This is a genomic window from Kosakonia sp. (assembly GCF_032052965.1).
GTDB lineage: Bacteria > Pseudomonadota > Gammaproteobacteria > Enterobacterales > Enterobacteriaceae > Kosakonia.
This window is the reverse complement of sequence record NZ_DAMBVN010000010.1, coordinates 124,170-149,751: the sequence shown is the minus strand read 5'-3', so window position 1 is coordinate 149,751 and position 25,582 is coordinate 124,170. Positions and strand designations below refer to the sequence as shown.

Below are 25,582 nucleotides of genomic sequence, written 5' to 3'. Positions count from 1 at the left end.
CTTAAGGAGTTGGCATGGCGAACATGTTTGCCCTGATCCTGGTGATCGCGACACTGGTGACGGGACTTTTATGGTGCCTGGATAAGTTCATTTTTGCACCAAAACGCCGGGAACGTCAGGCCGCCGCGCAGGTTGCCACAGGTGATGCTCTCGACAAAAAAACGCTGAAGAAAGTCGGTCCGAAGCCAGGCTGGCTGGAGACCGGTGCTTCTGTTTTCCCGGTACTAGCGATTGTGCTGGTGGTGCGCTCATTTATTTATGAGCCATTCCAGATCCCCTCGGGTTCCATGATGCCCACATTGCTGATTGGTGACTTTATCCTTGTGGAGAAATTCGCCTACGGCATTAAAGATCCGATCTACCAGAAAACGTTGATCGAGACCGGCCACCCAAAACGTGGAGATATCGCAGTGTTTAAATACCCTGACGATCCGCGTCTGGATTACATCAAACGTGTGGTGGGCTTACCGGGCGATAAATTGAGCTATGATCCGGTGAGCAAGCAGGTCACGGTACAGCCGAACTGCAGCTCGGGTCAGGCATGTGACAACGCATTGCCGATCACTTACAGCAATGTGGAAGCCAGCGATTTTGTGCAGACTTTCGGCCGCCGTTCCGGTGGCGAAGCGAGCAGCGGCTTCTTCCAGATGCCAAAAGGCGAGACGTTGCCGGATGGTGTGCGTCTGGCGGAGCGTAAAGAGACGCTGGGCGATGTGACCCACCGTATTCTGACAGTGCCAATTGCGCAGGATCAGCTCGGTATTTATTACCGTCAGCAGGGCCAGCAACTGGCGACGTGGATTGTTCCGCCGGGTCACTACTTTATGATGGGCGACAACCGCGATAACAGCGCAGACAGCCGTTATTGGGGCTTTGTGCCGGAAGCCAATCTGGTCGGGCGCGCAACGGCCATCTGGATGAGCTTCGAAAAACAGGAAGGTGAATGGCCGACAGGTGTACGCCTGAATCGTATCGGCGGCATTCATTAATTCACCAGGGCGCTATCATTGCGATTGCGCCCTGAATTATTTCCACGATTATTCCCTTCAGACTAACGACAACCCCCGTCGTTGCGTATAGAATATTCCCCCGAAGTTTGAGGCTGGCTCCTCCGGGTGCCACAGCACACGAAACCGCGTTGGTTTTCTCAGGTCGGTTTCGTGTGCTGCATTGTTGACGCATTTATTTATTGGTATCGCATGAACCCCATCGTAATTAATCGGCTTCAACGGAAGCTGGGCTACACTTTTCAACATCAGGATCTGTTGCAGCAGGCATTAACCCATCGCAGCGCCAGTAGCAAACACAATGAACGTCTTGAGTTCCTGGGGGACTCAATTTTAAGTTTTGTGATTGCGAACGCCCTCTATCACCGTTTTCCGCGTGTGGATGAAGGCGATATGAGTCGCATGCGCGCTACGCTGGTACGCGGTAATACGCTGGCGGAAATCGCCCGCGAATTCGAACTGGGCGAGTGTCTGCGCCTGGGGCCGGGTGAACTGAAAAGCGGCGGTTTTCGCCGTGAATCCATTCTGGCGGACACCGTTGAAGCATTGATTGGCGGGGTATTTCTTGATAGCGATATCCAGACCGTCGAACAATTAATCCTGAGCTGGTATCAGACCCGCCTGGACGAAATCAGTCCGGGTGATAAACAAAAAGATCCGAAAACGCGCCTGCAAGAGTTTTTGCAGGGTCGCCATCTGCCGCTGCCCTCTTATCTGGTGGTGCAGGTGCGTGGCGAAGCGCACGATCAGGAATTTACTATCCACTGCCAGGTCAGCGGCCTGAGCGAACCGGTGGTCGGCACAGGTTCCAGCCGCCGTAAGGCGGAGCAGGCTGCCGCCGAACAGGCGCTGAAAAAACTGGAGCTGGAATGAGCACTGAAACTGAAAAAAGCTATTGTGGATTTATCGCCATCGTTGGGCGTCCTAACGTCGGCAAATCCACACTGTTGAACAAACTGCTTGGGCAGAAGATTTCTATTACCTCGCGCAAAGCGCAGACCACGCGTCACCGCATTGTCGGTATTCATACCGAAGGCGAGTATCAGGCAGTTTACGTCGATACCCCCGGTCTGCACATGGAAGAGAAGCGCGCCATCAACCGTCTGATGAACAAAGCTGCCAGCAGCTCCATCGGTGACGTTGAGCTGGTGATTTTCGTGGTTGAAGGCACACGCTGGACACCAGACGATGAAATGGTGCTGAACAAGCTACGTGAAGGCAAAGCGCCGGTGATCCTCGCGGTCAACAAAGTTGACAACGTGCAGGAAAAAGCCGATCTGCTGCCGCACCTGCAGTTCCTCGCCAGCCAGATGAACTTCCTCGACATTGTGCCGCTCTCTGCAGAAACTGGCACCAACGTCGATACCATCGCCAGTATCGTGCGTAAGCATCTGCCGGAAGCGATTCATCACTTCCCGGAAGATTACGTTACTGACCGCTCGCAGCGTTTTATGGCTTCAGAAATCATCCGTGAAAAACTGATGCGTTTCCTCGGCGCAGAGTTACCGTACTCAGTTACCGTCGAGATTGAACGCTTTGTGACCAATGAGCGCGGCGGTTACGACATCAACGGGCTGATCCTCGTTGAGCGTGAAGGGCAAAAGAAAATGGTGATTGGCAACAAAGGCGCCAAAATCAAAACCATCGGTATTGAAGCCCGTAAAGACATGGAAGAGATGTTTGAAGCCAAAGTTCACCTTGAACTGTGGGTCAAAGTGAAATCCGGCTGGGCCGATGACGAACGCGCCCTGCGTAGTCTCGGTTACGTCGACGATCTTTAAGTCTTCATGGCCTGACAGACGACGAGAATAGTATGGAAGGATGGCAACGCGCGTTCGTCCTTCACTCTCGCCCCTGGAGCGAAACCAGCCTGATGCTGGACGTCTTCACGGAAGAGTCGGGCCGCGTGCGCCTTGTTGCGAAAGGCGCACGTTCTAAACGCTCCAATCTCAAAGGCGCATTACAGCCCTTTACCCCTTTGCTGGTTCGCTTTGGCGGGCGAGGCGAAGTCAAAACATTACGCAGCGCCGAAGCGGTTTCGCTGGCGTTGCCGCTCAGCGGCATTACGCTTTACAGCGGGCTCTATGTTAATGAACTTATCGCCCGTGTGCTGGAGCATGAAACCCGCTTCTCTGAACTCTTCTTCGATTATCTGCACTGTATCCAGGCGCTGGCTGGCGTAACCGGCACGCCGGAACCGGTGCTGCGCCGTTTTGAGCTGGCGCTGCTGGGGCATTTGGGATATGGCGTGGATTTTCTACACTGTGCGGGCAGCGGTGAACCGGTGGAGGATGTGATGACGTATCGTTACCGGGAAGAAAAAGGGTTTATTGCCAGCGTGGTGATGGATAACAGCACTTTCACCGGACGGCACCTGCGCGCACTGGCGGAACGGGACTTCCCGGACGCCGACACGTTGCGTGCGGCAAAGCGCTTTACCCGCATCGCCTTAAAGCCGTATCTTGGAGGCAAGCCGCTGAAGAGCCGGGAGCTGTTCCGGCAATTTATGCCGAAGCGATAACGGAAGAATAGCCGGTCAGTCGCGGCGAAGACCGCACCGGAACCAATGAAAACACTGAGGATTGTCATGGCTGAATTACTGTTGGGTGTCAATATCGATCATATCGCAACGCTGCGTAACGCGCGCGGAACGGCGTACCCGGATCCGGTGCAGGCGGCCTTTATTGCCGAGCAGGCCGGCGCCGATGGCATTACTGTTCATCTGCGAGAAGATCGCCGTCATATCACCGACCGCGACGTGCGTATTTTGCGCCAGACGCTGGACACCCGCATGAACCTCGAAATGGCGGTCACCGAAGAAATGCTGGCGATTGCCTGTGAAACCAGACCGCATTTCTGCTGCCTGGTGCCGGAAAAACGCCAGGAAGTGACGACTGAAGGTGGCCTGGACGTGGCGGGTCAGCGTGAAAAAATGCGTGACGCCTGCCAGCGCCTGGCCGCGGCGGGGATTCTGGTATCGCTGTTTATCGATGCCGATGAAGCGCAAATCAAAGCGGCCGCTGATGTCGGTGCGCCCTATATCGAGATCCACACCGGATGTTATGCCGACGCTGACAGCGACGCCGCGCAGGCTAAAGAGCTGGCGCGCATCGCTAAAGCTGCGACTTATGCGGCAAGTCTGGGGTTGAAAGTCAATGCGGGCCATGGCCTGACATACCACAATGTGAAAGCCATCGCTGCATTGCCGGAAATGCACGAGCTGAATATTGGTCATGCGATTATTGGCCGCGCGGTGATGAGCGGGCTGAAAGAGGCCGTTGCTGAAATGAAACGCCTGATGCTGGAAGCGCGCGCATAATGGCGATCCTTGGGCTGGGTACGGATATCGTCGAGATAGTCCGCATTGAAGCGGTGATCGCCCGCAGCGGCGATCGCCTTGCCAAACGCGTACTCAGCGCCAACGAATGGGTACAGTACCAGGCCCACCAGCAGCCGGTGCGCTTTCTGGCGAAACGCTTTGCGGTAAAAGAAGCCGCCGCGAAAGCATTTGGCACCGGCATTCGCAACGGGCTGGCGTTTAATCAGTTTGAAGTTTACAACGACGAACTGGGCAAGCCGTGCCTGCGTTTGTGGGATGAGGCGCAGCGCCTGGCAGGGCAACTGGGGGTGCGGTCAATGCACGTCACGCTGGCGGACGAGCGCCATTATGCGTGTGCGACGGTCATCCTCGAAAGCTAGATTTTATCCGCGTGGTGCAACTGAACGAATTTGTCCCACAGTTGCTCTTCAGTTTCCACGCGCGCAGGATCTTTCAAAATCGTACTGGGGATCGGGCACACTTTCTGGCAGGTGGGTGTTTCGTAGTGCCCGACGCACTCGGTGCAACGATCGCTGTTAATCTCATAGATGCTATCACCCATCGAAATGGCCTCATTTGGGCACTCCGGTTCGCACATATCGCAATTGATGCATTTTTTGGTGATTAACAGCGCCATCAGGAAAATCTCAGAAACAACACTAACAGGGCGGGCATTATACGATGATTCCCTGCTCAAACCAGTTTTTTTACCAGCTCCTCACTATGGCGAATACGTTCCGGCGCATGTTCCAGATCCTGCTGTACCAGCGCCATAAATAACAGATCGGTCAGCATCATTTGCGCACTGGTAGAGGAGATGGCGGCGCTGCGTGTCGCCTGCTCTTCGGCAATGGTGTACAGGCAGTGTGTGGCCAGTTGCTGTAACGCATTGGGTGTAAAACCGGTGATCGCCATGATCTTACCGCCAACACGCAGCGTTTCTTCTGCCGCCATATTGATCTCGCGCCGTTCGCCGCTATAGGAAATCGGCAGCAGCAGATCGCCCGGCTCCATGGCCTGCACGGTCGCCAGCAGGGCGTGCATATCCTGCTCGACGGCGGCGTTAAGACCAATTTTCATCAGTTTCCAGCCAAAATTACGCGCCACCAGCCCGGAAGCGCCAATCCCGGTAAGAATAATGCGGCGCGCCTCACGCAGTAAACGCACGCTCTCCAGCAGTTTTTCTTCACTGTTCACATCCAGCGACGCATGCATCGCGCTCTGGCACTCTTTGATTAATTTTTCCCCGACTACCCGCAGCGGATCGTCGCCGCGAATTTGGTTATGCACCGGAATAGAATAGGGGTTGGGATTGCTGGCCAGCGCTTCGCTGATCGCCAGTTTCATCGCCGGAAAGCCTTTAAAATCCATTTTCTGCGCGAACTTGACCACGCTTGACTGGCTGACACCCGCCTCGGCGGCAAGCTGCTGCGAACTCAAGTGGCGCGCACGGTCAGGGTTTTCCAGCAGAAACTCCGCCAGCTTTTTATCGCTCTGCGCAAGGCCGGGATAGCGCTGGCGAATGCGAATTAAACAGTTCATAGGATCTCCGGAGGCGATTGCATCACATGCTAATGAAGGAATTTAATATTCCATTCATTGATCGTTATTATGAATTAAAAATTCTGGCACCACAAAGTATCAATAAGCTGCTTTCGACGACAGTCAGGACGATCGTTCTGCGCGATGCGATTTTGCCTGAGGTGAATTGTCGAGCCGTCGTATCGCCGGGATCAGGCTGGCACCGACGGTGGCGATCACAACCGCAATAGCGGAAGCCACCAACACGTTTTCATTACCGTAGCGCAGGGCCAGCGGCCCGGCCGCCAGTTCGCCCACCGGAATCGCTATAAAGGACCCCAACGCATCGTAGGCATACACCCGCGCGAGTTTATCCGGCGGAATATGGGTTTGTAGTGATTGCGCCCACGACACGCCGAACAGACCAAAACTCGTGCCGGCAAGAAAAAACGCGGTAACCAGCCACGGTGTGGGTGCCACCTTACCCAGCAGGAAAATAGGCACAGCGCACATCGCCACCAGCATTACGCCAATAAACAGGTCACGGCGCGGTCGCCAGCGTAGTGCGAGAAAGGAACCGGCGATCAACCCGACACTTTGTGCGGCCACCATCATTCCCCAGCTGGCACGGCCGAATGCGCTATCGGCAACCACCGGGCCAAGCACCATCACTACACCGCTAAATGCGGCATTGATAATAGTAAACTGCACGACAATCGACCACACCCAGGCCCGGCTGGCGAACTCTTTCCAGCCATCGCGCAAATCCTGTAGCAGGTTAGTCCGGGCTGCTACGTGCGTAACGCCAACCCGGATCGCGTGGTACAGCGGCGCTGCAACGGCAAAGCCGAGCGCATCAATCGCCAGACCCCAGCCGGGACCGACGGCACTGGTTAACATGCCGCCGAGCGACGCGCCAATCACCGTCCCGCTGTAAATGCCAAGTTGGATCAGGGCATTAGCCTCGCGCAGGTTATGAACGGGCACCGTCTGCGGCACCAACGCAGAGGAGGCCGGGAGCGCAATGCCCGCCGCCGCACCATTCAGCGTGCCGAGCAGCGCCAGACTCATGACCGATGCCGTTCCTTCCAGCACCGACCAGGCGACAACGCCCTGCGACAGCGCAGCCACCAACGACGAGGAAACCAGCACCAGGCTACGGGAGTAGCGATCCGCCAGTACGCCGCCGAGTAATAAGAAAGCGACATTGAACAATGAACGCGCCGCTACCACGATGCCTAAATCGGCGGCGCTACCGCCAATATCCAGTACCGCAAAAGCCAGCGCAATCGGCGCAATGCCATTGCCCAACACGGTGAGCAAACGGGCAAAGAACAGGTTGCGAAAAGGAGCGGAGTGAAACGCGCGCAGTTTTTTATTATGCGAATTCATTGGAGAACGGCTTCAGAGTGAGATGGTGGCAGTGTAGAGCATCTGGGGTAAAACTAAATAGCTGCTTTTTATTGCAGGTAGGGTTGTTACCGGAAAAGTCAGGTTCTATCTGTTAGGCTATTCGTATAGCGATCGCCAGCAGGTAGATAATGGGCGGTCGGCGTTTAACCAGCAGAGGGATAACATTTGGCTACCAGCGAGCGCCGTGTCGTTTTTTTTGATCTTGACGGAACACTTCACCAGCAGGATATGTTCGGGACTTTTTTGCGCTATCTGCTGCGCCATCAGCCGCTAAATGCCCTGCTGGTGCTGCCACTGTTGCCGGTGATTGCCGGGGCGTTGTTGATTAAAGGGCGCGCGGCACGCTGGCCGATGAGTCTGTTACTGTGGGGCTGCACTTTTGGTCACAGCGAACGCAAACTGAAGCAACGCGAGCAGCAGTTTGTGAGCTGGTTTCGTGGGCATGTGACTGCCTTTCCGGTGGTGCAGGCGCGCCTGACGCAATACCTTGCCGCTTCCGATGCAGACATCTGGTTGATCACTGGTTCTCCGCAGTCGCTTGTAGAGCAGGTCTATTGCGACACACCGTGGTTGCCAGGCGTAAACATTATTGCCAGTCAAATTCATCGTCGCTATGGCGGTTGGGTGCTGACAATGCGCTGCCTGGGCCATGAAAAAGTGGCGCAACTGGAACGCAAAATTGGCACGCCGCTGCGGCTTTACAGCGGCTACAGCGACAGTAAGCAGGACAACCCACTGCTCTACTTCTGCCAGCATCGCTGGCGCGTGACGCCGCGCGGCGAATTGCAGCAACTGGAATAAAACACCAACGGCTGTATAATGCGCCCGCCTGGATCACTGGAGTCACGCCTTTGTCTAACCCTGAACTGAATCATGAGTACTGGATGCGTTATGCGCTGACGCTGGCAAAACGCGCCTGGGAAGAGGGCGAAGTCCCGGTGGGCGCGGTGCTGGTACATAACGATCAGGTGATTGGCGAGGGCTGGAACCGACCCATTGGCCGCCACGATCCCACCGCTCATGCCGAGATCATGGCGCTGCGCCAGGGCGGGCTGGTATTGCAGAACTACCGCCTGATCGACACCACGTTGTACGTCACGCTCGAACCCTGTGTGATGTGCGCAGGCGCCATGGTGCACAGCCGTATTGGTCATCTGGTGTTTGGCGCGCGGGATGCGAAAACCGGCGCGGCTGGCTCGCTGATCGATGTTCTGCATCATCCGGGGATGAATCACCGGGTGGCCATCACTGAAGGGGTGCTGCGCGACGAATGCGCCGCTATGTTGAGTGACTTTTTTCGCCAGCGCAGGCTGGAGAAAAAAGCGCTCAAGAAAACCGCTTCCGATACTCCCGGTTTGTAGGCCTTGCCGGGAAACGCTTAGCGCTTCACTTTGCCGGGGTTTTTGACCAGCACATCCGGCGTCAGCAGCGGGTTGCGCGGAAACGGATCGCGGGTGGTAAAAGCGCTAAAGGGCAGAATACCGTAAGCAGGGCGATTCAATTCATCTGTTGAAACCACCGGGTAACTCTTCGCCAGCTTTAACGCTTTCGCGGCTTCTTTCTCTTTCTCCAGCAGGTAGCCGACCAGGCTGATTTCATACTTACGAATATTTTCGACGTAGGAGTAGGCTTCGTGACCGCGCGCATAACCGTAGGTCAGTTTGCTGTACCAGGGTTTCTGGCTCAGTAACGGCAAACGCTGCTTTACATCGGCCCAGCTGTCCGGGTTCCCTTTCGTTTTTGCCGTCAGCGCACGGGCATCCAGCATATGTGCATAGCCCATGTTGTAGGCTGCCAGCGCGAACCATATCTTCTCATCCTGCGGTACGCTGTCCGGCACTTTACTCATCATGTCCTGCAAGTAACGCGCACCGCCACTAATACTTTGTTCCGCATCGGTACGATCGCTGAGCCCCAGGCTTTGCGCCGTGTTTTTGGTCAACATCATCAGGCCGCGAACACCGGTCGGCGATGTAGCCTGCGCATCCCAGTGCGATTCCTGATAGGAAATCGCCGCCAGCAAGCGCCAGTCGATTTGCTGAGCGTACTTCTCGAACAGCGGTTGCAGATCGGGGAGGACGCTGTCCACCGCGCGCAGGAAGCTGCGTGTATCGACATAATCAAAGTCGTCGCCATGCCCGAGATACTTCTCCTCAAGGCGGGCAAGCGTGCCGTCTTCATTCATATTATTGAAGAAGTCGAGCATCGCTGCAGACAGTGTATTGTCCTCATCGCGTTTGCTGAACCAGGTGACGGGTTGTTCATCGGTCACATCCAGCGCGACGGCCAGTTCCGGGTGCACGCGCTGAAACAGACTAATGGCGACGGAATCGGCCACGGTATAGCTCAGCTTGCCTTCGAGGACTTGCTCCATCAGCGCATTGGTACCGAGTTTTTCATCTACCGTCCAGCTTAAATCCGGGTATTTTTTCTCTTTAAGCTCACGCAAATCGTCGATCACCACATGCCCGGGGGCGATGGTCAGTTGGCTGGCAGTCAGTGATTGCAGCGAGCGTGGGCGCGGGCTACCCACGCGGTAAACCAGCTGCTGCGAGACAGAATAGTAAACGGGGCCGCTCTGGTAGTTTTTGATGCGCTCGCTGTTATACACCAGCCCGGCAGCCAGCATATCGGCATCGTCATTGTCGAGATCGTCGAATAACTGGCTGATATTCTGGCGGACCGTTACTTTCAGTTTCACACCCAGATAATCCGCGAAATGCTGCGCCAGGTCGTAATCCAGGCCGTAGGATTTGCCATCAATACTGGTATAAGTCAACGGTGTGGCGATAGTACTGACGCGCAATTCCCCGCGGGCTTTAATCGCCGCGACGCGGTTATCGGCTTTGCCGAACCAGGGGATAGAAGGCCACAGGGCCGCTGCCAGCAGCAGGGTGACAATGCCGATGAGCAGATAATTAATCTTAAATTTTTTCAAGGAGTTAATTCTCTGCGCCGTGCTTTGCCTCAGGAGGTTTTCGTGATGATAACAGTAAGCTTTGTCGGTGAATGTGCGGCATTCTGCGCAACAAAACGCCAGTTGGCAACTAATTAGAGCGTTCGGCGACAGCTATTGTTAAAAATCCGCAGCGATTTTATTTCGACGCAAACGGTTTCGTAGGCGCGCAGTATTCTCTATAATGACGCCCGTTTTCCCCTGGTGCACACTTAAAGCGTCCCCGACGCTGCGTAATCGAAGACGAGAGACTAATGATGGAAATTCTGCGTGGTTCGCCTGCATTGTCCGCTTTCCGTATCAACAAACTGCTGGCGCGTTTTCAGGCGGCCAACCTCCCGGTAAGTAATATTTACGCCGAGTATGCGCACTTCGCCGATTTGAACGACACCCTGACCGAAGACGAATACGCCCGGCTCCAGCGCCTGCTAAAGTATGGCCCGAACCTGAGCAGCCATACCCCGACCGGAACGTTACTGCTCGTCACTCCTCGTCCTGGCACCCTCTCTCCCTGGTCTTCTAAAGCGACAGATATCGCCCACAATTGCGGTCTTAACAAAATCAATCGCCTTGAGCGCGGTGTGGCTTACTACGTTGAAACCAGCGGGCTGACCGACGCGCAGCTGGCCGAGGTTGCCGCCGGATTGCATGACCGGATGATGGAGAGTGTCTTTACCTCGCAGGCGGATGCTGAACGCCTGTTTAAACACCATCAGCCTGCACCGGTGCAGAGCGTCGACCTGCTCGGTGAAGGCCGCCAGGCGCTGATTGACGCTAACCTGCGTCTCGGCCTGGCGCTGGCGGAAGATGAAATTGACTATCTGCAGGATGCCTTTACCCGGCTGGGACGCAATCCGAATGATATCGAACTCTATATGTTTGCGCAGGCCAACTCTGAGCACTGCCGTCATAAAATTTTTAACGCCGACTGGGTGATTGATGGCGAGCAGCAGCCGAAGTCGCTGTTCAAAATGATTAAAAACACCTTCGAGCAAACACCTGATTTCGTGCTGTCTGCCTATAAAGATAATGCAGCGGTGATGGAAGGTTCTGACGTTGGCCGCTTCTTCGCTGACCGCGGTGAAGGGCGTTACGATTTCCATCAGGAGCCGGCGCATATTTTGATGAAGGTCGAAACCCATAACCACCCGACGGCGATCTCGCCCTGGCCGGGCGCGGCAACCGGATCCGGCGGTGAAATCCGCGATGAAGGGGCAACCGGTCGCGGTGCGAAGCCGAAAGCAGGGCTGGTGGGCTTTTCTGTTTCCAACCTGCGTATTCCGGGTTTTGAGCAGCCATGGGAAGAAGATTTTGGTAAGCCGGAACGCATTGTAACCGCGCTGGATATCATGACGGATGGCCCGCTGGGTGGCGCGGCATTTAACAACGAGTTTGGTCGCCCGGCGCTGAATGGCTACTTCCGTACTTATGAAGAGAAAGTGAACAGCCACAACGGCGAAGAGCTGCGCGGCTATCACAAACCGATCATGCTGGCTGGCGGGATCGGCAACATCCGCGCCGATCATGTGCAGAAAGGCGAGATCACCGTTGGCGCGAAATTGATCGTACTGGGTGGTCCGGCAATGAATATCGGCCTTGGCGGCGGCGCGGCGTCTTCTATGGCCTCCGGGCAGTCGGATGCGGATCTGGATTTTGCCTCGGTACAGCGCGATAACCCGGAAATGGAGCGCCGCTGCCAGGAAGTTATCGATCGTTGCTGGCAGTTGGGCGAGGCGAACCCGATCCTGTTTATTCATGACGTCGGCGCAGGCGGTCTGTCCAATGCCATGCCGGAGCTGGTCAGCGATGGTGGACGTGGTGGTCGTTTCGAGCTACGCGATATTCTCAGCGATGAGCCGGGTATGAGCCCGCTGGAAATCTGGTGCAACGAATCGCAGGAACGCTATGTACTGGCCGTAGCCGCCGATCAGCTGGCGCTTTTCGACGAGCTGTGCCGTCGCGAACGCGCCCCTTACGCGGTCATCGGCGAAGCCACTGAAGCGCAGCATCTTACGCTGAACGACAGCCATTTTAACGATCAGCCGATCGATATGCCGCTGGATGTACTGCTGGGTAAAACGCCGAAGATGACGCGCGACGTGGCAACCCGCCAGGCGACGGGCGATGCATTCAATGCGCAGGGGATTTCCATCGCTGAGGCGGTAAACCGTGTGCTGCACTTACCTACCGTGGCGGAAAAAACCTTCCTTGTTACCATTGGCGACCGCACGGTCACCGGTATGGTTGCCCGCGATCAGATGGTAGGACCATGGCAGATCCCTGTGGCTAACTGTGCGGTCACCACTGCCAGCCTTGATAGCTATTATGGCGAAGCCATGGCGCTGGGCGAACGCGCCCCGGTCGCGCTGCTGGACTTCGCGGCCTCTGCCCGTCTGGCCGTCGGCGAAGCACTGACCAACATTGCCGCCACGCAGATTGGCGACATCAAACGTATCAAACTGTCGGCGAACTGGATGGCGGCGGCAGGTCACCCCGGTGAAGATGCTGGTCTGTACGCGGCAGTCAAAGCGGTAGGCGAAGAGCTTTGCCCGGCGCTGGGGCTGACCATTCCGGTGGGCAAAGATTCCATGTCGATGAAAACCCGCTGGCAGGAAGGCAGTGAGCAGCGTGAGATGACCTCGCCGTTATCGCTGGTTATCACCGCTTTTGCCCGTGTTGAAGACGTACGCCATACGGTAACGCCGCAGCTTTCCACCGACGATAACGCCCTGTTGCTGATTGACCTTGGCAATGGCCGTAATGCCCTCGGTGCGACGGCGCTGGCGCAGGTTTACCGTCAACTGGGCGACACCCCGGCGGATGTGCGCAACGTTGAGCAGCTGAAAGGCTTCTACGATGCAATTCAGACCCTGGTGGCCGATCGCAAACTGCTGGCGTACCACGATCGTTCAGACGGTGGTCTGCTGGTCACGCTGGCGGAAATGGCCTTTACCGGTCACTGCGGCGTGAATGTTAACATCGCGGCGCTGGGCAGCGATCGTCTTGCTGCGTTGTTTAATGAAGAGCTGGGTGCGGTGATTCAGGTTCGCGCGGGCGACCGCGAAGCGGTGGAGCGTGTGCTGGCGGCTTATGGTCTTGGTGACTGTGTTCACTATCTCGGTCAGGCTGTCGCGGGCGATCGCTTTGTGATTGAAGCTGATGGTCAGGCCGTGTTCAGCGAAAGCCGTACCACGCTGCGGATGTGGTGGGCGGAAACCACCTGGCAGATGCAGCGTCTGCGTGATAACCCGGAATGTGCGGATCAGGAGCACGACGCGAAAGCGAATGATGCCGATCCGGGCCTGAACGTGAAACTGTCCTTCGATATTAACGAAGATATCGCCGCGCCGTTTATCGCTACCGGTGCGCGCCCGAAAGTGGCGGTGCTGCGTGAGCAGGGCGTTAACTCGCATGTTGAAATGGCGGCTGCGTTTCACCGTGCCGGTTTTGACGCAATCGACGTTCATATGAGCGATCTGTTAACCGGGCGCCGGGGGCTGGAAAACTTCCATGCATTGGTGGCATGCGGTGGTTTCTCTTACGGTGACGTACTGGGCGCGGGTGAAGGCTGGGCAAAATCGATTCTGTTCAACGACCGTGTCCGCGATGAGTTCGAAACCTTTTTCCACCGTCCGCAGACACTGGCACTGGGCGTATGTAACGGGTGCCAGATGATGTCTAACCTGCGTGAATTGATCCCGGGCAGCGAACTGTGGCCGCGCTTTGTGCGTAACCTCTCCGATCGCTTTGAAGCGCGTTTCAGCCTGGTTGAGGTCACGCAAAGCCCGTCGCTGCTGCTGGACGGTATGGTCGGTTCGCAGATGCCTATCGCCGTGTCCCATGGCGAAGGCCATGTTGAAGTTCGTGATGGCGCACATCTGGCGCAGCTCGAAAGCGAAGGTCTGGTGGCTCTGCGCTTCGTTGATAACTTCGGTAAGGTCACTGAAACCTACCCGGCTAACCCGAACGGATCACCGAACGGTATTACGGCGGTCACCACTGAGAGCGGCCGCGTTACCATTATGATGCCGCACCCGGAGCGGGTATTCCGCACGGTGTCTAACTCCTGGCATCCTGAAAACTGGGGCGAGGACAGCCCATGGATGCGCATCTTCCGTAACGCCCGTAAACAACTGGGTTAATCACGGTAATAATGAGCCTCCTTCCTGTATGGGAAGGAGGCTTTTTTATGTCTATCGCAGAGTGTCGGGTTTTCCCGACAATGACCGTTTCAATATGTCTCCAAAAGGCGACATTTAATGTATTGATTATAAACATCTTATTATTTGGAGTGGGTGGATGTTGTTAAACAGAGACACTGTGCTGAAAAGATACACATTTGGATGTTTATAATCATAAATATAAAATCATTATTAATCATTGGTTTAAATTATTTGTTTGCGAGTTGGCATAATACGTGCATAATAATAAGCAGTGGCTCATTCACCTTCTTATGTCAGCCCCTTCGGGACGTGCTACATAAACTTCGAATGACGCACTTAAAGGTGCCTGCCGTCCACCTGCTGATAATAGCGCTGCTTTATCAGGCTTCGGGCGAAACGTCGAGTTAGGCACCGCCTAATTTTATAACAGAGCCGGGCTTATGCCCGGCTTTGTTGTTTCTGGCTTTCCCCCGGCACATTACTCAGCTAGCATCCCTGTACCTTTTCTTGCGAGAGTATGGCCTTGAAACGTTGGTTTGTTTTTCCCCGCTCGCTACGCCAGTTGGTGATGATGGCGTTCTTACTGATTTTGTTACCGTTGCTGGTGCTCGCCTGGCAGGCGTGGCAAAGCCTGAACGCGCTTAGCGCACAGGCCTTACAGACCAACCGCACCACACTTATTGATGCCCGCCGCAGTGAAGCTATGACCAACGCAGCGCTGGAAATGGAACGCAGCTATCGCCAGTACTGTGTGCTGGATGATGCCACGCTGGCCGGGGTTTATCAGAACCAGCGCAAACGCTACAGCGAAATGCTCGATGCGCATGCCGGCGTACTGCCGGATAACAAACTCTATGAAGCGTTGCGCCAGGATCTTAGCGATCTGGCACAGTTGCAGTGTAAAAACAGCGGTCCCTCCGCGGCCGCGTCGGAAAGGCTGGAAGCGTTTGCGGCGGCGAATACTGAAATGGTGCAATCGACCCGCGCCGTGGTCTTCTCTCGCGGGCAGCAACTGCAACTGGAAATCGCTGAGCGTGGCCAGTTTTTTGGCTGGCAGGCATTGGTGCTGTTTTTAGTCAGTCTGGGGCTGGTTTTACTGTTCACCCGTATGATCATCGGCCCGGTAAAGGGCATTGAACGCATGATCAACCGGCTGGGGGAAGGGCGCTCGCTGGGGAATACCGTGGTGTTTAAAGGCCCCCGCGAGTTGCGCTATGTCGGTGAACGGATCATCTGGTTGAGCGAAAGGCTGGCCTGGCTGGAGTCGCAACGGCATCAATTCTTGCGTCATCTCTCCCATGAGCTCAAAACGCCCCTCGCCAGCATGCGTGAAGGTACGGAACTGCTTGCCGATGAAGTGGTCGGGCCGTTGACGGCGGAGCAGAAAGAAGTTGTCGAGATCCTGGATGCCAGCAGCCGCAATCTGCAAAAATTAATTGAGCAATTGCTGGACTATAACCGCAAGCTGGCGGATGGGGCAGTGAAGCTTGAAGAGGTGGAGATTGCGCCGCTGGTGGAGATGGTTGTCTCCGCCCACAGTTTGCCGGCGCGGGCAAAAATGATGCACACCGAGGTGGCGCTGGACGTGGCGACCTGCCAGGCTGAACCCATGTTACTGATGAGCGTGCTGGATAATCTTTATTCCAACGCGGTGCACTATGGTGCTGAATCCGGTAACATTTATCTGCACAGCTATACTGCCGGCGCGCGGCTCTTTATTGAGGTGGCAAATACCGGTACCCCGATCCCTGAGGCAGAGCGCGATATGATCTTTGAGCCCTTTTTTCAGGGCAGCCATCAACGAAAAGGAGCGGTAAAAGGCAGTGGGTTAGGGCTTAGCATTGCCAGAGATTGTATTCGCCGCATGCAGGGCGAATTGCACCTGGTGAGCGACAGCAAAGCCGACGTCTGTTTCCGCATTGCGTTACCGCTCAACGTGCCGGAAAAAATAGCTTAAATGAACCTGGACCTGGTAAGTATGTCGCATCTTTTTTCTCGCGTGATTAACGCGGTTTCACAGCCTCCGATATGGCTGCGTCTATTTCCCTGCCTGCTGCTGGCGGGGTGCGTGGCGCAAAAGCCGCAAAGCGCCATTCATAATGGCCAGGAAGAACGCCTCCCGGAACAGCAACTGGCGGATTTTTTGTCCACCGATTGTGATGATATCTGGCTTCTGTCAGGCCCGCATGTTGACACCAACCCCCTTTACTGGCTGCGTGCCATGGACTGCGCTCAGCGTTTAGCGCCAGCCGCAGCGCGGGCGGAAGCACGTGCCTGGGCAGACGACACCTGGCCGTCCACCTTCCGCCGTGGGGTTTTGCTGTCCAGCGCGAAAATCTCGCCGCTGGAGCGTCGCGATTACAGCGTACGGCTGGATGCGCTCAGCCCGTCAATTCCTGCGCAGGTTCGCCCGCTGTTTCAGCTCTGGCGCGATGGCGAAATGCTGCAACTCCAGTTAGCGGAGGAGCGCAGCCGCTATAGCAAATTGCAACAGTCTACTGACGGCGAGCTGGATAGCTTGCGTCAGCAGCAGCAATACCTGCGCGAACAACTCGATACCACGACACGTAAGCTGGAAACGCTGACCGATATTGAACGGCGGCTCTCCACGCGTAAACCTGCCACAGGCGATATGCCGGATAGCGTCCGCCCCTCTAAAAGCGATGGGGATCAGGAGGAAGTGAAACCATGACAAACCGCAAACCCGCCCATTTGCTGCTGGTGGACGATGATCCTGGCCTGCTGAAATTGCTGGGGCTGCGCCTCACCAGCGAGGGTTACAGTATCGTCACGGCAGAAAGTGGGCAGGAAGGGTTGCGTATTCTCGCGCGCGAGAAAGTGGATCTGGTGATCAGCGACCTGCGAATGGATGAAATGGACGGCATGCAGTTGTTTGCTGAAATCCAGCGCGTGCAACCGGGAATGCCGGTCATCATTCTGACGGCGCATGGATCCATCCCGGATGCGGTAGCGGCTACGCAACAGGGCGTGTTTAGTTTCCTGACCAAGCCTGTTGATAAAGATGCGCTCTACAAAGCCATTGATGAAGCGCTGGAACATCGTGGCCCGGCCTCGGATGATCAATGGCGAGAAAGCATTGTTACCCGCAGCCCGCTGATGTTGCGTTTGCTGGAGCAGGCCCGGATGGTGGCCCAGTCGGATGTCAGCGTGCTGATTAACGGGCAAAGCGGCACCGGCAAAGAGATCCTCGCGCAGGCGATCCATAATGCCAGTCCGCGCAGTAAAAGCACTTTTATTGCCATTAACTGCGGTGCATTACCGGAACAATTGCTGGAATCAGAACTGTTTGGCCATGCGCGCGGCGCGTTTACCGGCGCGGTAAGCAGCCGCGAAGGGCTGTTCCAGGCGGCGGAAGGCGGCACGTTATTTCTTGATGAGATTGGCGACATGCCGATCCCGTTACAGGTCAAGCTGCTGCGCGTGTTACAGGAGCGTAAGGTTCGCCCGCTTGGCAGTAACCGCGATATCGATATTAATGTGCGGATTATCTCGGCAACACACCGCGATTTACCGAAAGCGATGGAGCGCGGCGAGTTTCGCGAAGATCTGTTCTATCGCCTTAACGTGGTAAACCTCAAACTTCCGGCACTGGCGGAGCGGGCAGAAGATATTCCGCTGCTGGCCACTCATCTGTTGCGGCAGTCTGCAGCCCGTCATAAACCCTTTGTGCGCGCTTTTTCCACCGATGCAATGAAGCGGCTGATGACCGCCAGCTGGCCAGGTAATGTGCGCCAGTTGGTCAACGTCATTGAGCAATGCGTGGCGCTGACCTCGTCGCCGGTGATCAGCGATGCGCTGGTTGAACAAGCGCTGGAAGGCGAAAATACGGCGCTGCCGACTTTTGTTGAAGCGCGTAACCAGTTTGAACTTAACTACCTGCGTAAGCTTTTGCAGATCACCAAAGGCAATGTGACGCACGCCGCTCGCATGGCCGGGCGTAACCGTACTGAATTTTACAAATTACTCTCGCGGCATGAACTGGACGCCAACGACTTTAAAGAGTAATGGCGTAGTGATTATGATACTGTGAGCAACCGATTACGATGCCGCTGACTGACAAGAGCGTTTAAGGACCGACCATGAAAAAGATTGATGCGATTATTAAACCTTTCAAACTGGATGATGTGCGTGAAGCCCTGGCTGAAGTCGGCATCACCGGCATGACAGTGACTGAGGTGAAGGGTTTTGGTCGCCAGAAAGGCCACACAGAACTCTACCGCGGTGCGGAATACATGGTGGACTTTCTGCCAAAAGTGAAAATTGAAATCGTGGTGACTGACGATATCGTCGATACCTGCGTTGATACCATTATCCGCACGGCTCAGACCGGTAAAATTGGCGACGGCAAAATTTTCGTCTTTGACGTGGCGCGTGTAGTCCGTATCCGTACTGGCGAAGAAGACGACGCGGCAATCTGATGTTTCACCCTCACCCCGCAGGGTGAGGGTTCCCCTCTTACAACACCTTATGCGGCCCGAAACATTCGTAGTGGATATTCGCTTTCGCAACACCCAGCGCCACCAGTTGTTGGGCGGCGAACTGCATAAAACCTACCGGTCCGCAGAGATAAAATTGCATTTCCGGGTCGCTAAACTTAGCTTCCAGCGGCGTTAAATCCATCAATCCTTCGCTATTGAAGCGCCCGGCGCTGCGATCTGCCTCATCCGGCTGACGGTACCAGACATGCTGATAGAAGCGCGCCAGCGATGACCCCTGTTTGCTGACTTCATCAGCGAATGCATGCAACTGGCCGTTGTCGGCTGCGTGGAACCAATTAACCTGCGCAACATGGTCTGAATGAGCCAGGTGGTCGAGCATGGCCAGCATCGGGGTTTGCCCCACTCCTGCTGAAATCAACGTTACTGGCGTTTCGCGGCTGACCGCCATAAAGAAATCCCCGGCTGGCGCCGCCAGGTGAATAATATCGCCAGGCTTCGCTTCGTTGTGTAACCAGTTGGATACCTGACCACCTTCTTCGCGCTTCACGGCAATGCGGTAACTCTTGCCGTTTGGCTGGCGAGTCAGCGAGTACTGGCGGATCTCCTGGTGAGCAAAACCTGCTGGTTTCAGCCAGACACCGAGATACTGCCCCGGCTGATAGGCCGCAACAGGTTTGTCGTCCAACGGAGCAAATTCAAAACTGGTGATCGCCGCGCTTTGCGGGACTTTCGCCAGCAGGCGGAATGCGCGGGTACCTTTCCAGCCGCCTTCTTTTTCCGCATGTTCGCTGTAGATCTGCGCTTCACGGTTGATAAAGACGCCCGCCAGCACGCCATACGCTTTACCCCAGGCATCCAGTACCTCCTGGCCGGGGCTGAACATCTCATCCAGCGTTGCCAACAGGTGCGTGCCGACAATGTTGTACTGTTCAGGCTGGATTTGGAAACTGGTGTGCTTCTGCGCGATCTTTTCCACCGCTGGCAGCAAGGCCGCGAGGTTGTCGATATTGCTGGCGTAGGCGGCAATAGCGTTAAACAGCGCTTCACGCTGATCGCCATTGCGCTGGTTGCTCATGTTGAAAATCTCTTTCAGTTCCGGGTTGTGGCTGAACATCCGGTCGTAAAAATGGGCGGTAAGTTTGGGGCCGGTGGCCGCCAGCAGGGGGAGGGTGGATTTAACCGTAGCGATGGTTTGAGCGTCGAGCATGGTGACTTCCTTTAACGATGATTATTTAAAGTTGTATTTTAAATGCATCTTATAGCGCGCCCCATCGCCTTGTAAAGAGCCGACAATGTAAAGGGATTTAGAAAGTGAATATGTTGCATCACAAACCTGAAAAGAAATCCGCTTTCCCGGGGATGTGTGTTATCGCTCAAACCCTTGCCTGGCTTGAAGCCAATCGTTTGCGTAAAAAGCTTTGTCAAGACCTGTTATCAGAATATTAATCAGTTATACTGTGAGCCGTTCCCCAAATTGGGCCCTCGTTTAGAGTTGTTTTGTTAGCTGAGTCAGGAGATGCGGATGTTAAAGCGTGAAATGAACATTGCCGATTATGATGCCGAACTGTGGCAGGCTATGGAGCAGGAAAAAGTACGTCAGGAAGAACACATTGAACTGATCGCCTCCGAAAACTACACCAGCCCGCGTGTAATGCAGGCTCAGGGTTCTCAGCTGACGAACAAATATGCCGAAGGCTATCCGGGCAAACGCTATTATGGCGGCTGTGAATATGTCGACATCGTTGAACAACTGGCTATCGACCGTGCGAAAGAGCTGTTCGGCGCGGATTACGCCAACGTTCAGCCGCACTCCGGCTCACAGGCCAACTTCGCTGTTTACACTTCTCTTCTGGAGCCGGGCGATACCGTGCTTGGCATGAACCTGGCGCACGGCGGCCACCTGACTCACGGCTCCCCGGTGAACTTCTCCGGCAAGCTGTACAACATCGTTCCTTACGGTATCGATGAAACGGGTCATATCGATTACAACGATCTGAACGAGCAGGCGCAGAAGCATAAACCGAAAATGATTATCGGTGGCTTCTCGGCGTACTCTGGTGTGGTTGACTGGGCAAAAATGCGTGAAATCGCTGACAGCATCGGCGCGTATCTGTTCGTAGATATGGCGCATGTTGCCGGTCTGGTGGCGGCGGGCGTTTACCCGAACCCGGTTCCGCATGCTCACGTTGTGACCACCACAACGCACAAAACGCTGGCAGGCCCGCGCGGGGGCTTGATTCTGGCGAAAGGCGGTAGCGAAGAGCTGTATAAGAAACTGAATTCAGCCGTGTTCCCTGGCGGCCAGGGCGGCCCTCTGATGCACGTTATCGCGGGTAAAGCGGTGGCGCTGAAAGAAGCGATGGAACCTGAGTTCAAAACCTACCAGCAGCAGGTTGCGAAAAACGCCAAAGCGATGGTGGAAGTGTTCCTGAGCCGTGGCTATAAAGTGGTTTCCGGCGGTACCGATAACCACCTGTTCCTGCTGGATCTGGTGGACAAGAACCTGACCGGTAAAGAAGCGGATGCCGCGCTGGGCCGCGCTAACATTACTGTTAATAAAAACAGTGTCCCGAACGATCCGAAAAGCCCGTTCGTCACTTCCGGTATCCGTATCGGTAGCCCGGCTGTGACCCGTCGTGGTTTTAAAGAAGCTGAAGTGAAAGAACTGGCTGGCTGGATGTGTGACGTGCTGGACAGCATTAACGACGAAGCGGTGATTGAACGCACCAAACAGAAAGTGCTGGATATCTGCGCCCGCTTCCCGGTTTACGCATAATATTTTGTAATATAAAGAAAAAGCCCCTTTATGGGGCTTTTTTTATGCCTCATTGCAGCCCGACGTAGCCGTGAATACCCATATAGATCCCCACCAGAGCAATCAGCGCACTGGAAAAGTAGGGGGCTTTACGGGCCAGCGTATTAAAACCGGACCAGCGCTTTGCTGCCTGCCGGACGCTGACGGCAGCACCCACGCCGACGGCGACCAACGTTAATGCCAGGCCAATGCTGAAACAGATCACCAGCGTGGCGCCCAGCGTCAGGGCTTTAAGCTGGATACAGATCAACAGGATAGTGATTGCTGCCGGGCAGGGGATCAGCCCGCCAGTCAGGCCGAACAGCAGGATCTGACCATTCGTTACCGTACCGCCGCGAAAGCGCCGTTCAATATCCCGGGCGTGCGCCCGTTCGTGCGCATCCTGATACTCCTCTTCCTTAGTTTGCAGGCGTAGGGTGCGGATCGTCGGCTGCGCGCGTACCGCCAGGGGTTGAGGCTGAAATATCAATCTGTTGTGGGAAGATGCATGCTCATGATGATGAGCATCGTGGTCATGATCATGGTGGTGATGCCCGTTACGCCAGGCGCTTTCTCCTTGCCAGGTGCGCCAGAACATCCAGCCAGCCGTGCTCAGAATGACTAACGCAGAAACCATTTGCAGCCAGGGCTCCACCGATTGCGCAGTAAATTTCTGGCTAATAAACATCCCGCCGAGGGCGATAAGCCACACCACAGCGGTATGAGAAACGGTTGCTGCCAGTCCCAGCATGATGGCCTGTTTGATAGTGCCTTTTATGGCGATGATAAATGCCGCCATCATCGTTTTCGAATGCCCAGGTTCCAGGCCATGCAGCGCGCCAAGCAGTATTGCACTGGGAATAAAAAACCAGGCATTCCCTTGCTGAAGAAGGAGGGTGAAGTCATTCATGAGAATAATTCTTGGTAACATTTTGTGGTCTGGAATTTACTCCCCCCCAGTAAAAAATACTACCCCCCAGTAGAAATAAACTCCCCCCCAGTTGATGCATGGTATGCTGTCGCCCGTTTCGCACTGTTGAGTTGAGGGCTGTATGTCGCACACCATTCGGGATAAACGAAAACTGAAAGCGCGGGCGAGCAAAATCGAAGGGCAGGTAGCCGCACTGAAAAAAATGCTCGATGAACCCCATGAATGCGCACAAGTTTTACAACAAATTGCTGCTATCCGCGGTGCCGTCAATGGCCTAATGCGTGAAGTGATCAAAGGTCATTTGACGGAGCATATTGTTCATCAAAGCGATGAGATCAAACGCGAATCAGACCTGGATGTGGTCTTAAGCGTGCTGGATTCTTATATCCGCTAGCGTGTCGTTCCTTGTTATCTGATTGTTACTTGCCAGCCTGCTCATTTGCCGCCAGACTATCGCCACCATTCAGGAGGAAATCATGGTTCTGCAGTCCACGCGCTGGCTGGCGCTCGCTTATTTCACCTACTTTTTCAGTTACGGCATTTTCTTACCTTTCTGGAGCGTCTGGCTTAAAGGCGTGGGATTAACCCCGGAAATCATCGGTATGTTGCTGGGCGCAGGCCTGGTGGCGCGTTTTCTCGGTAGCTTGTTGATTGCCCCGCGTGTCAGCGATCCTTCCCGTCTTATCACCGCGTTACGTTTGCTGGCGCTGGCGAGTCTGTTATTTGCGCTGGCGTTCTACGCCGGAAGTCACATTGCCTGGCTGACAGTGGTGATTGTCGGTTTTAACCTTTTCTTCTCGCCGTTGGTTCCGCTGACCGATGCGCTGGCGGGCACCTGGCAAAAACAGTTCACCATGGATTATGGCCGGGTGCGGGTATGGGGATCGATTGCGTTTGTGATCGGTTCGGCACTGACCGGTAAACTGGTCAGTTTATATGATTACCGGGCGATCCTTGCGATGCTGACCCTTGGAGCGGCTTCCATGCTGCTGGGCATGCTGCTGCGTCCCTCTATTTTGCCGCAGGGCGAAACCCGCCAACAGGAAGGTGCTGGCTGGGCCGCGTGGCGTTCGCTGATCATGCAGAACTGGCGTTTCCTTGCCTGCGTATCGTTGTTACAGGGCGCACATGCTGCCTATTACGGTTTTAGCGCCATTTACTGGCAATCCGCCGGTTATTCAGCCTCTACAGTAGGTTATCTCTGGTCGTTAGGCGTGGTGGCGGAGGTGGTTATCTTTACCCTGAGCAACCGTCTCTTCCGCCGCTTCAGCGCACGGGATCTGCTGCTGCTTTCTGCCGCGTCGGGGCTGGTGCGCTGGAGCCTGATGGGCTGGACGACCGACCTGCCATGGCTGATTGTTGCGCAAATTCTGCACTGCGGCACCTTTACTGTCTGCCATCTCGCGGGCATGCGTTATATCTCGGCGCGCAAAGGCAGCGAAGTGATCCGTTTGCAGGCAGTCTACTCTGCGGTGGCAATGGGGGGGAGCATCGCGTTAATGACCATGTTTGCCGGTTTCCTGTTCGAACATCTGCACCAGGGGCTATTTGGGATCATGGCGCTGCTGGCGATCCCGGCGGTCTTCCTGCGTCCGAAAGTGACCGCACAGCAGCCAGAGGAGAGTTAACACTCCAGCATGTCGCGAATATGCTGCTGCTGTTGCGCGCTTAACGGGCCATCGGTGTGGATCAGCGGTGGCGAAAAGAGCGGTAGCGGCGTGGTATAAGGCGTGATGATTAATGTTACGTCGCGCGGCGCGCCCTGCTGGCGAAACTCCGCCAGCGACAGGTATTTAATGTTGAGCGGCAGCAGCGTTAACTCGCGCAGCTGCTGTTCAATCTGCCGTTCCCGCGCACTGTCGTCGCCAGTGATAAGCATCACCTGTTTTTCATGCAGATCACTTTCCTGCATTAGCCATGCACCAAAAATTACCGCCACCAGCCCGGCCTCTTCATCGCTGAACCGTAAATTATACTCCTCTTCCAGCTCCTCCAGCGCATCGCGGGTGGTGCGCATCAGGCGCGGGTAGAGTTGGTTGATCTCCTCAGGCAGGCTGTTATCAATGCCAATGCCAAACAGGCTGCGGTCCAGCGCCTGGGCCAGGTGGATATAGAGCTGGGCCGTCAGCCCCTGCTCATCGCTAAAGCGTAAGCCCGCCAGCGCCCGAAAGCGCGCTATCATCCGGCGAATCGCCTTTTGTAAGCGCCGATCCTGATGATGCGTGTCACGCAATGGATCGGGGATACGCACCAGCATAAACAGCAGAGACAAAAACAGGTGCTCATTGGCCTGAGGATGGGCAATGACCCGCCGTTGCCAGTGGCGCACAATGTCCTGCGCGACAGCATACTCGGCGCGTAACTGCGCCCAGCTCTGCTGTTCCGGGTTGAATTCCGGTGTGTGGCCGTGGTGGTTTTGCAACAGGCAATACTGTAAATAGAGACGCAAAAATTGCATATCCCGGCATTCAAAAGAGCGTTGCAGGCGGCGGGCGCACAGGTTAATCAGGGCGCGCAGGTTGGTATCGTCATACAACGTCCGGGCAATGCCTTGTTGCTTAAGCGCGGTTTTTAGCGCCGGGGTGAAGTGTTGCGTGATAAATTGCGGGCACAGCCGCAGTGCCCGCCGGAGCCAGTGCAGCAGGCATAAGCGTTGATCGAGCGTTGCGCCTTCAATCCGGTAGCTGCCATTGTGGTGCGGCACAATCGAAAGCCGGTGGTAACGGCGGATCTCATTCTCCATCTCGACAAGATCCTGGCGTGCCACAGCGTCATCCACACCGTTAATGGTGATGATATGTTCCATTGTGACATTTTGCCCGGGGAGCGCGAGCATCAGCAGTACCTGGCAGCGTCGCTGCGGACTGGAGAGCGCAGATGGCGGGGCCATTACAATTGTCATCTGTCAGATTCCAGTTAGGGTTTTAGATAAGCGTAGTTAAAGCTATGCTCAGTGACAGCGCAGCCGCAGCGCTTTCCTTCAGGAATGCCGGGGAACATCACAGAATTTTTCACGTG

Annotated in this window: 22 protein-coding genes and 1 pseudogene; 16 read left to right on the top strand and 7 right to left on the bottom strand. The window is 55.4% G+C overall.

All coding sequences use genetic code 11. The features are described from left to right. Positions 1–14 precede the first annotated feature (14 nt). From lepB to acpS, 6 genes are all read left to right on the top strand, one after another. Positions 15–989, top strand: a complete 975-nt coding sequence (lepB, locus tag RTX30_RS14025) for a signal peptidase I (protein WP_312690751.1) — start codon at positions 15–17, stop codon at positions 987–989. Positions 990–1,199: 210 nt separating this feature from the next. Next, positions 1,200–1,880, top strand: a complete 681-nt coding sequence (rnc, locus tag RTX30_RS14020; RefSeq protein ID WP_312690749.1) for a ribonuclease III — start codon at positions 1,200–1,202, stop codon at positions 1,878–1,880. Next, complete coding sequence (gene era / locus RTX30_RS14015) at positions 1,877–2,788, top strand: GTPase Era (RefSeq protein WP_312690747.1); 912 nt, start codon at positions 1,877–1,879, stop codon at positions 2,786–2,788. The genes rnc and era overlap by 4 nt, the downstream gene beginning before the upstream one ends. 32 nt (positions 2,789–2,820) lie before the next feature. Then, positions 2,821–3,528 (top strand): DNA repair protein RecO, encoded by a 708-nt coding sequence (gene recO, locus RTX30_RS14010; protein WP_312690746.1) that lies wholly within the window; start codon positions 2,821–2,823, stop codon positions 3,526–3,528. Positions 3,529–3,594: 66 nt separating this feature from the next. Further along, positions 3,595–4,326, top strand: a complete 732-nt coding sequence (gene pdxJ / locus RTX30_RS14005) for a pyridoxine 5'-phosphate synthase (RefSeq protein ID WP_312690744.1) — start codon at positions 3,595–3,597, stop codon at positions 4,324–4,326. Then, entirely contained in the window at positions 4,326–4,706 is a 381-nt protein-coding gene (gene acpS / locus RTX30_RS14000; protein WP_312690742.1) for a holo-ACP synthase, read from the top strand. Before pdxJ ends, acpS begins: the two co-directional genes overlap by 1 nt. Here the strand turns inward: acpS and RTX30_RS13995 are convergent. From RTX30_RS13995 to RTX30_RS13985, 3 genes are all read right to left on the bottom strand, one after another. Then, positions 4,703–4,963 (bottom strand): YfhL family 4Fe-4S dicluster ferredoxin, encoded by a 261-nt coding sequence (locus RTX30_RS13995; RefSeq protein ID WP_312690739.1) that lies wholly within the window; start codon positions 4,961–4,963, stop codon positions 4,703–4,705. The genes acpS and RTX30_RS13995 overlap by 4 nt on opposite strands. A gap of 56 nt (positions 4,964–5,019) precedes the next feature. Then, entirely contained in the window at positions 5,020–5,868 is an 849-nt protein-coding gene (locus tag RTX30_RS13990; RefSeq protein WP_312690737.1) for a MurR/RpiR family transcriptional regulator, read from the bottom strand. Between the two features lie 123 nt (positions 5,869–5,991). Continuing rightward, on the bottom strand, positions 5,992–7,239 hold the full coding sequence (locus RTX30_RS13985; RefSeq protein ID WP_312690735.1) for an MFS transporter: 1,248 nt from the start codon (positions 7,237–7,239) through the stop codon (positions 5,992–5,994). Positions 7,240–7,425: 186 nt separating this feature from the next. On the opposite strand from RTX30_RS13985, the gene yfhb reads away from it, so the two are divergent. Beyond that, a complete protein-coding gene (yfhb, locus tag RTX30_RS13980; RefSeq protein ID WP_312690733.1) occupies positions 7,426–8,061 on the top strand; it encodes a phosphatidylglycerophosphatase C in 636 nt (211 codons plus the stop codon). Positions 8,062–8,072: 11 nt separating this feature from the next. Further along, positions 8,073–8,621, top strand: a complete 549-nt coding sequence (tadA, locus tag RTX30_RS13975; RefSeq protein ID WP_312690786.1) for a tRNA adenosine(34) deaminase TadA — start codon at positions 8,073–8,075, stop codon at positions 8,619–8,621. A gap of 17 nt (positions 8,622–8,638) precedes the next feature. Here tadA and mltF read toward each other — a convergent pair whose 3' ends face one another. Further along, a complete protein-coding gene (gene mltF / locus RTX30_RS13970; RefSeq protein WP_312690731.1) occupies positions 8,639–10,198 on the bottom strand; it encodes a membrane-bound lytic murein transglycosylase MltF in 1,560 nt (519 codons plus the stop codon). A gap of 272 nt (positions 10,199–10,470) precedes the next feature. Here mltF and purL point away from each other — a divergent pair, with 272 nt between their 5' ends. From purL to glnB, 5 genes are all read left to right on the top strand, one after another. Continuing rightward, positions 10,471–14,358 (top strand): phosphoribosylformylglycinamidine synthase, encoded by a 3,888-nt coding sequence (gene purL / locus RTX30_RS13965; RefSeq protein ID WP_312690729.1) that lies wholly within the window; start codon positions 10,471–10,473, stop codon positions 14,356–14,358. A gap of 544 nt (positions 14,359–14,902) precedes the next feature. After that, entirely contained in the window at positions 14,903–16,336 is a 1,434-nt protein-coding gene (gene qseE, locus RTX30_RS13960) for a two component system sensor histidine kinase QseE/GlrK (protein WP_312690785.1), read from the top strand. Beyond that, the gene (qseG, locus tag RTX30_RS13955) at positions 16,337–17,071 is read left to right on the top strand and encodes a two-component system QseEF-associated lipoprotein QseG (protein WP_312690728.1); all 735 of its coding nucleotides are present in this window, start codon (positions 16,337–16,339) and stop codon (positions 17,069–17,071) included. It begins immediately after the preceding gene. After that, positions 17,068–18,405: a two-component system response regulator GlrR gene (gene glrR, locus RTX30_RS13950; protein ID WP_312690727.1), complete on the top strand. Its 1,338-nt coding sequence runs from the start codon at positions 17,068–17,070 to the stop codon at positions 18,403–18,405. The genes qseG and glrR overlap by 4 nt, the downstream gene beginning before the upstream one ends. Positions 18,406–18,479: 74 nt before the next feature. After that, a complete protein-coding gene (gene glnB / locus RTX30_RS13945) occupies positions 18,480–18,818 on the top strand; it encodes a nitrogen regulatory protein P-II (RefSeq protein ID WP_002438074.1) in 339 nt (112 codons plus the stop codon). 37 nt (positions 18,819–18,855) lie between these two features. Here glnB and hmpA read toward each other — a convergent pair. Beyond that, positions 18,856–20,049 (bottom strand): annotated as a pseudogene (gene hmpA, locus RTX30_RS13940) (NO-inducible flavohemoprotein); the annotation flags it as partial. A gap of 312 nt (positions 20,050–20,361) precedes the next feature. Here hmpA and glyA point away from each other — a divergent pair. Further along, complete coding sequence (gene glyA / locus RTX30_RS13935) at positions 20,362–21,615, top strand: serine hydroxymethyltransferase (RefSeq protein ID WP_043952673.1); 1,254 nt, start codon at positions 20,362–20,364, stop codon at positions 21,613–21,615. Positions 21,616–21,664: 49 nt separating this feature from the next. On the opposite strand, the gene RTX30_RS13930 is transcribed toward glyA, so the two are convergent. Next, complete coding sequence (locus RTX30_RS13930; RefSeq protein WP_312690722.1) at positions 21,665–22,543, bottom strand: nickel/cobalt efflux protein RcnA; 879 nt, start codon at positions 22,541–22,543, stop codon at positions 21,665–21,667. A gap of 142 nt (positions 22,544–22,685) precedes the next feature. Between RTX30_RS13930 and rcnR the strand changes: the two genes are divergently transcribed. Both rcnR and RTX30_RS13920 read left to right on the top strand, forming a co-directional pair. After that, positions 22,686–22,958, top strand: coding sequence for a Ni(II)/Co(II)-binding transcriptional repressor RcnR (rcnR, locus tag RTX30_RS13925; protein ID WP_312690720.1), 273 nt, complete (start codon positions 22,686–22,688; stop codon positions 22,956–22,958). An 82-nt stretch (positions 22,959–23,040) separates the two neighbouring features. Continuing rightward, positions 23,041–24,192, top strand: coding sequence for a 3-phenylpropionate MFS transporter (locus tag RTX30_RS13920; RefSeq protein WP_312690718.1), 1,152 nt, complete (start codon positions 23,041–23,043; stop codon positions 24,190–24,192). Here the strand turns inward: RTX30_RS13920 and csiE are convergent. Further along, positions 24,189–25,466 carry a stationary phase inducible protein CsiE gene (csiE, locus tag RTX30_RS13915; protein WP_312690716.1) on the bottom strand — a complete coding sequence of 426 codons (1,278 nt, stop codon included), beginning with the start codon at positions 25,464–25,466 and terminating at the stop codon, positions 24,189–24,191. The genes RTX30_RS13920 and csiE overlap by 4 nt on opposite strands. Between the last annotated feature and the right edge of the window lie 116 nt (positions 25,467–25,582).

Excerpts from the sequence above, each read along its gene's own strand:
- pdxJ (WP_312690744.1), top strand. The coding sequence starts at position 3,595 with ATGGCTGAATTACTGTTGGGTGTCAATATCGATCATATCGCAACGCTG.
- purL (WP_312690729.1), top strand. The coding sequence starts at position 10,471 with ATGATGGAAATTCTGCGTGGTTCGCCTGCATTGTCCGCTTTCCGTATC.
- era (WP_312690747.1), top strand. The coding sequence starts at position 1,877 with ATGAGCACTGAAACTGAAAAAAGCTATTGTGGATTTATCGCCATCGTT.
- RTX30_RS13995 (WP_312690739.1), bottom strand. The coding sequence starts at position 4,963 with ATGGCGCTGTTAATCACCAAAAAATGCATCAATTGCGATATGTGCGAA.
- RTX30_RS13990 (WP_312690737.1), bottom strand. The coding sequence starts at position 5,868 with ATGAACTGTTTAATTCGCATTCGCCAGCGCTATCCCGGCCTTGCGCAG.
- glyA (WP_043952673.1), top strand. The coding sequence starts at position 20,362 with ATGTTAAAGCGTGAAATGAACATTGCCGATTATGATGCCGAACTGTGG.
- rnc (WP_312690749.1), top strand. The coding sequence starts at position 1,200 with ATGAACCCCATCGTAATTAATCGGCTTCAACGGAAGCTGGGCTACACT.
- RTX30_RS13930 (WP_312690722.1), bottom strand. The coding sequence starts at position 22,543 with ATGAATGACTTCACCCTCCTTCTTCAGCAAGGGAATGCCTGGTTTTTT.
- lepB (WP_312690751.1), top strand. The coding sequence starts at position 15 with ATGGCGAACATGTTTGCCCTGATCCTGGTGATCGCGACACTGGTGACG.
- glrR (WP_312690727.1), top strand. The coding sequence starts at position 17,068 with ATGACAAACCGCAAACCCGCCCATTTGCTGCTGGTGGACGATGATCCT.
- acpS (WP_312690742.1), top strand. The coding sequence starts at position 4,326 with ATGGCGATCCTTGGGCTGGGTACGGATATCGTCGAGATAGTCCGCATT.
- RTX30_RS13985 (WP_312690735.1), bottom strand. The coding sequence starts at position 7,239 with ATGAATTCGCATAATAAAAAACTGCGCGCGTTTCACTCCGCTCCTTTT.
- rcnR (WP_312690720.1), top strand. The coding sequence starts at position 22,686 with ATGTCGCACACCATTCGGGATAAACGAAAACTGAAAGCGCGGGCGAGC.
- csiE (WP_312690716.1), bottom strand. The coding sequence starts at position 25,466 with ATGACAATTGTAATGGCCCCGCCATCTGCGCTCTCCAGTCCGCAGCGA.
- recO (WP_312690746.1), top strand. The coding sequence starts at position 2,821 with ATGGAAGGATGGCAACGCGCGTTCGTCCTTCACTCTCGCCCCTGGAGC.
- glnB (WP_002438074.1), top strand. The coding sequence starts at position 18,480 with ATGAAAAAGATTGATGCGATTATTAAACCTTTCAAACTGGATGATGTG.
- RTX30_RS13920 (WP_312690718.1), top strand. The coding sequence starts at position 23,041 with ATGGTTCTGCAGTCCACGCGCTGGCTGGCGCTCGCTTATTTCACCTAC.
- qseG (WP_312690728.1), top strand. The coding sequence starts at position 16,337 with ATGAACCTGGACCTGGTAAGTATGTCGCATCTTTTTTCTCGCGTGATT.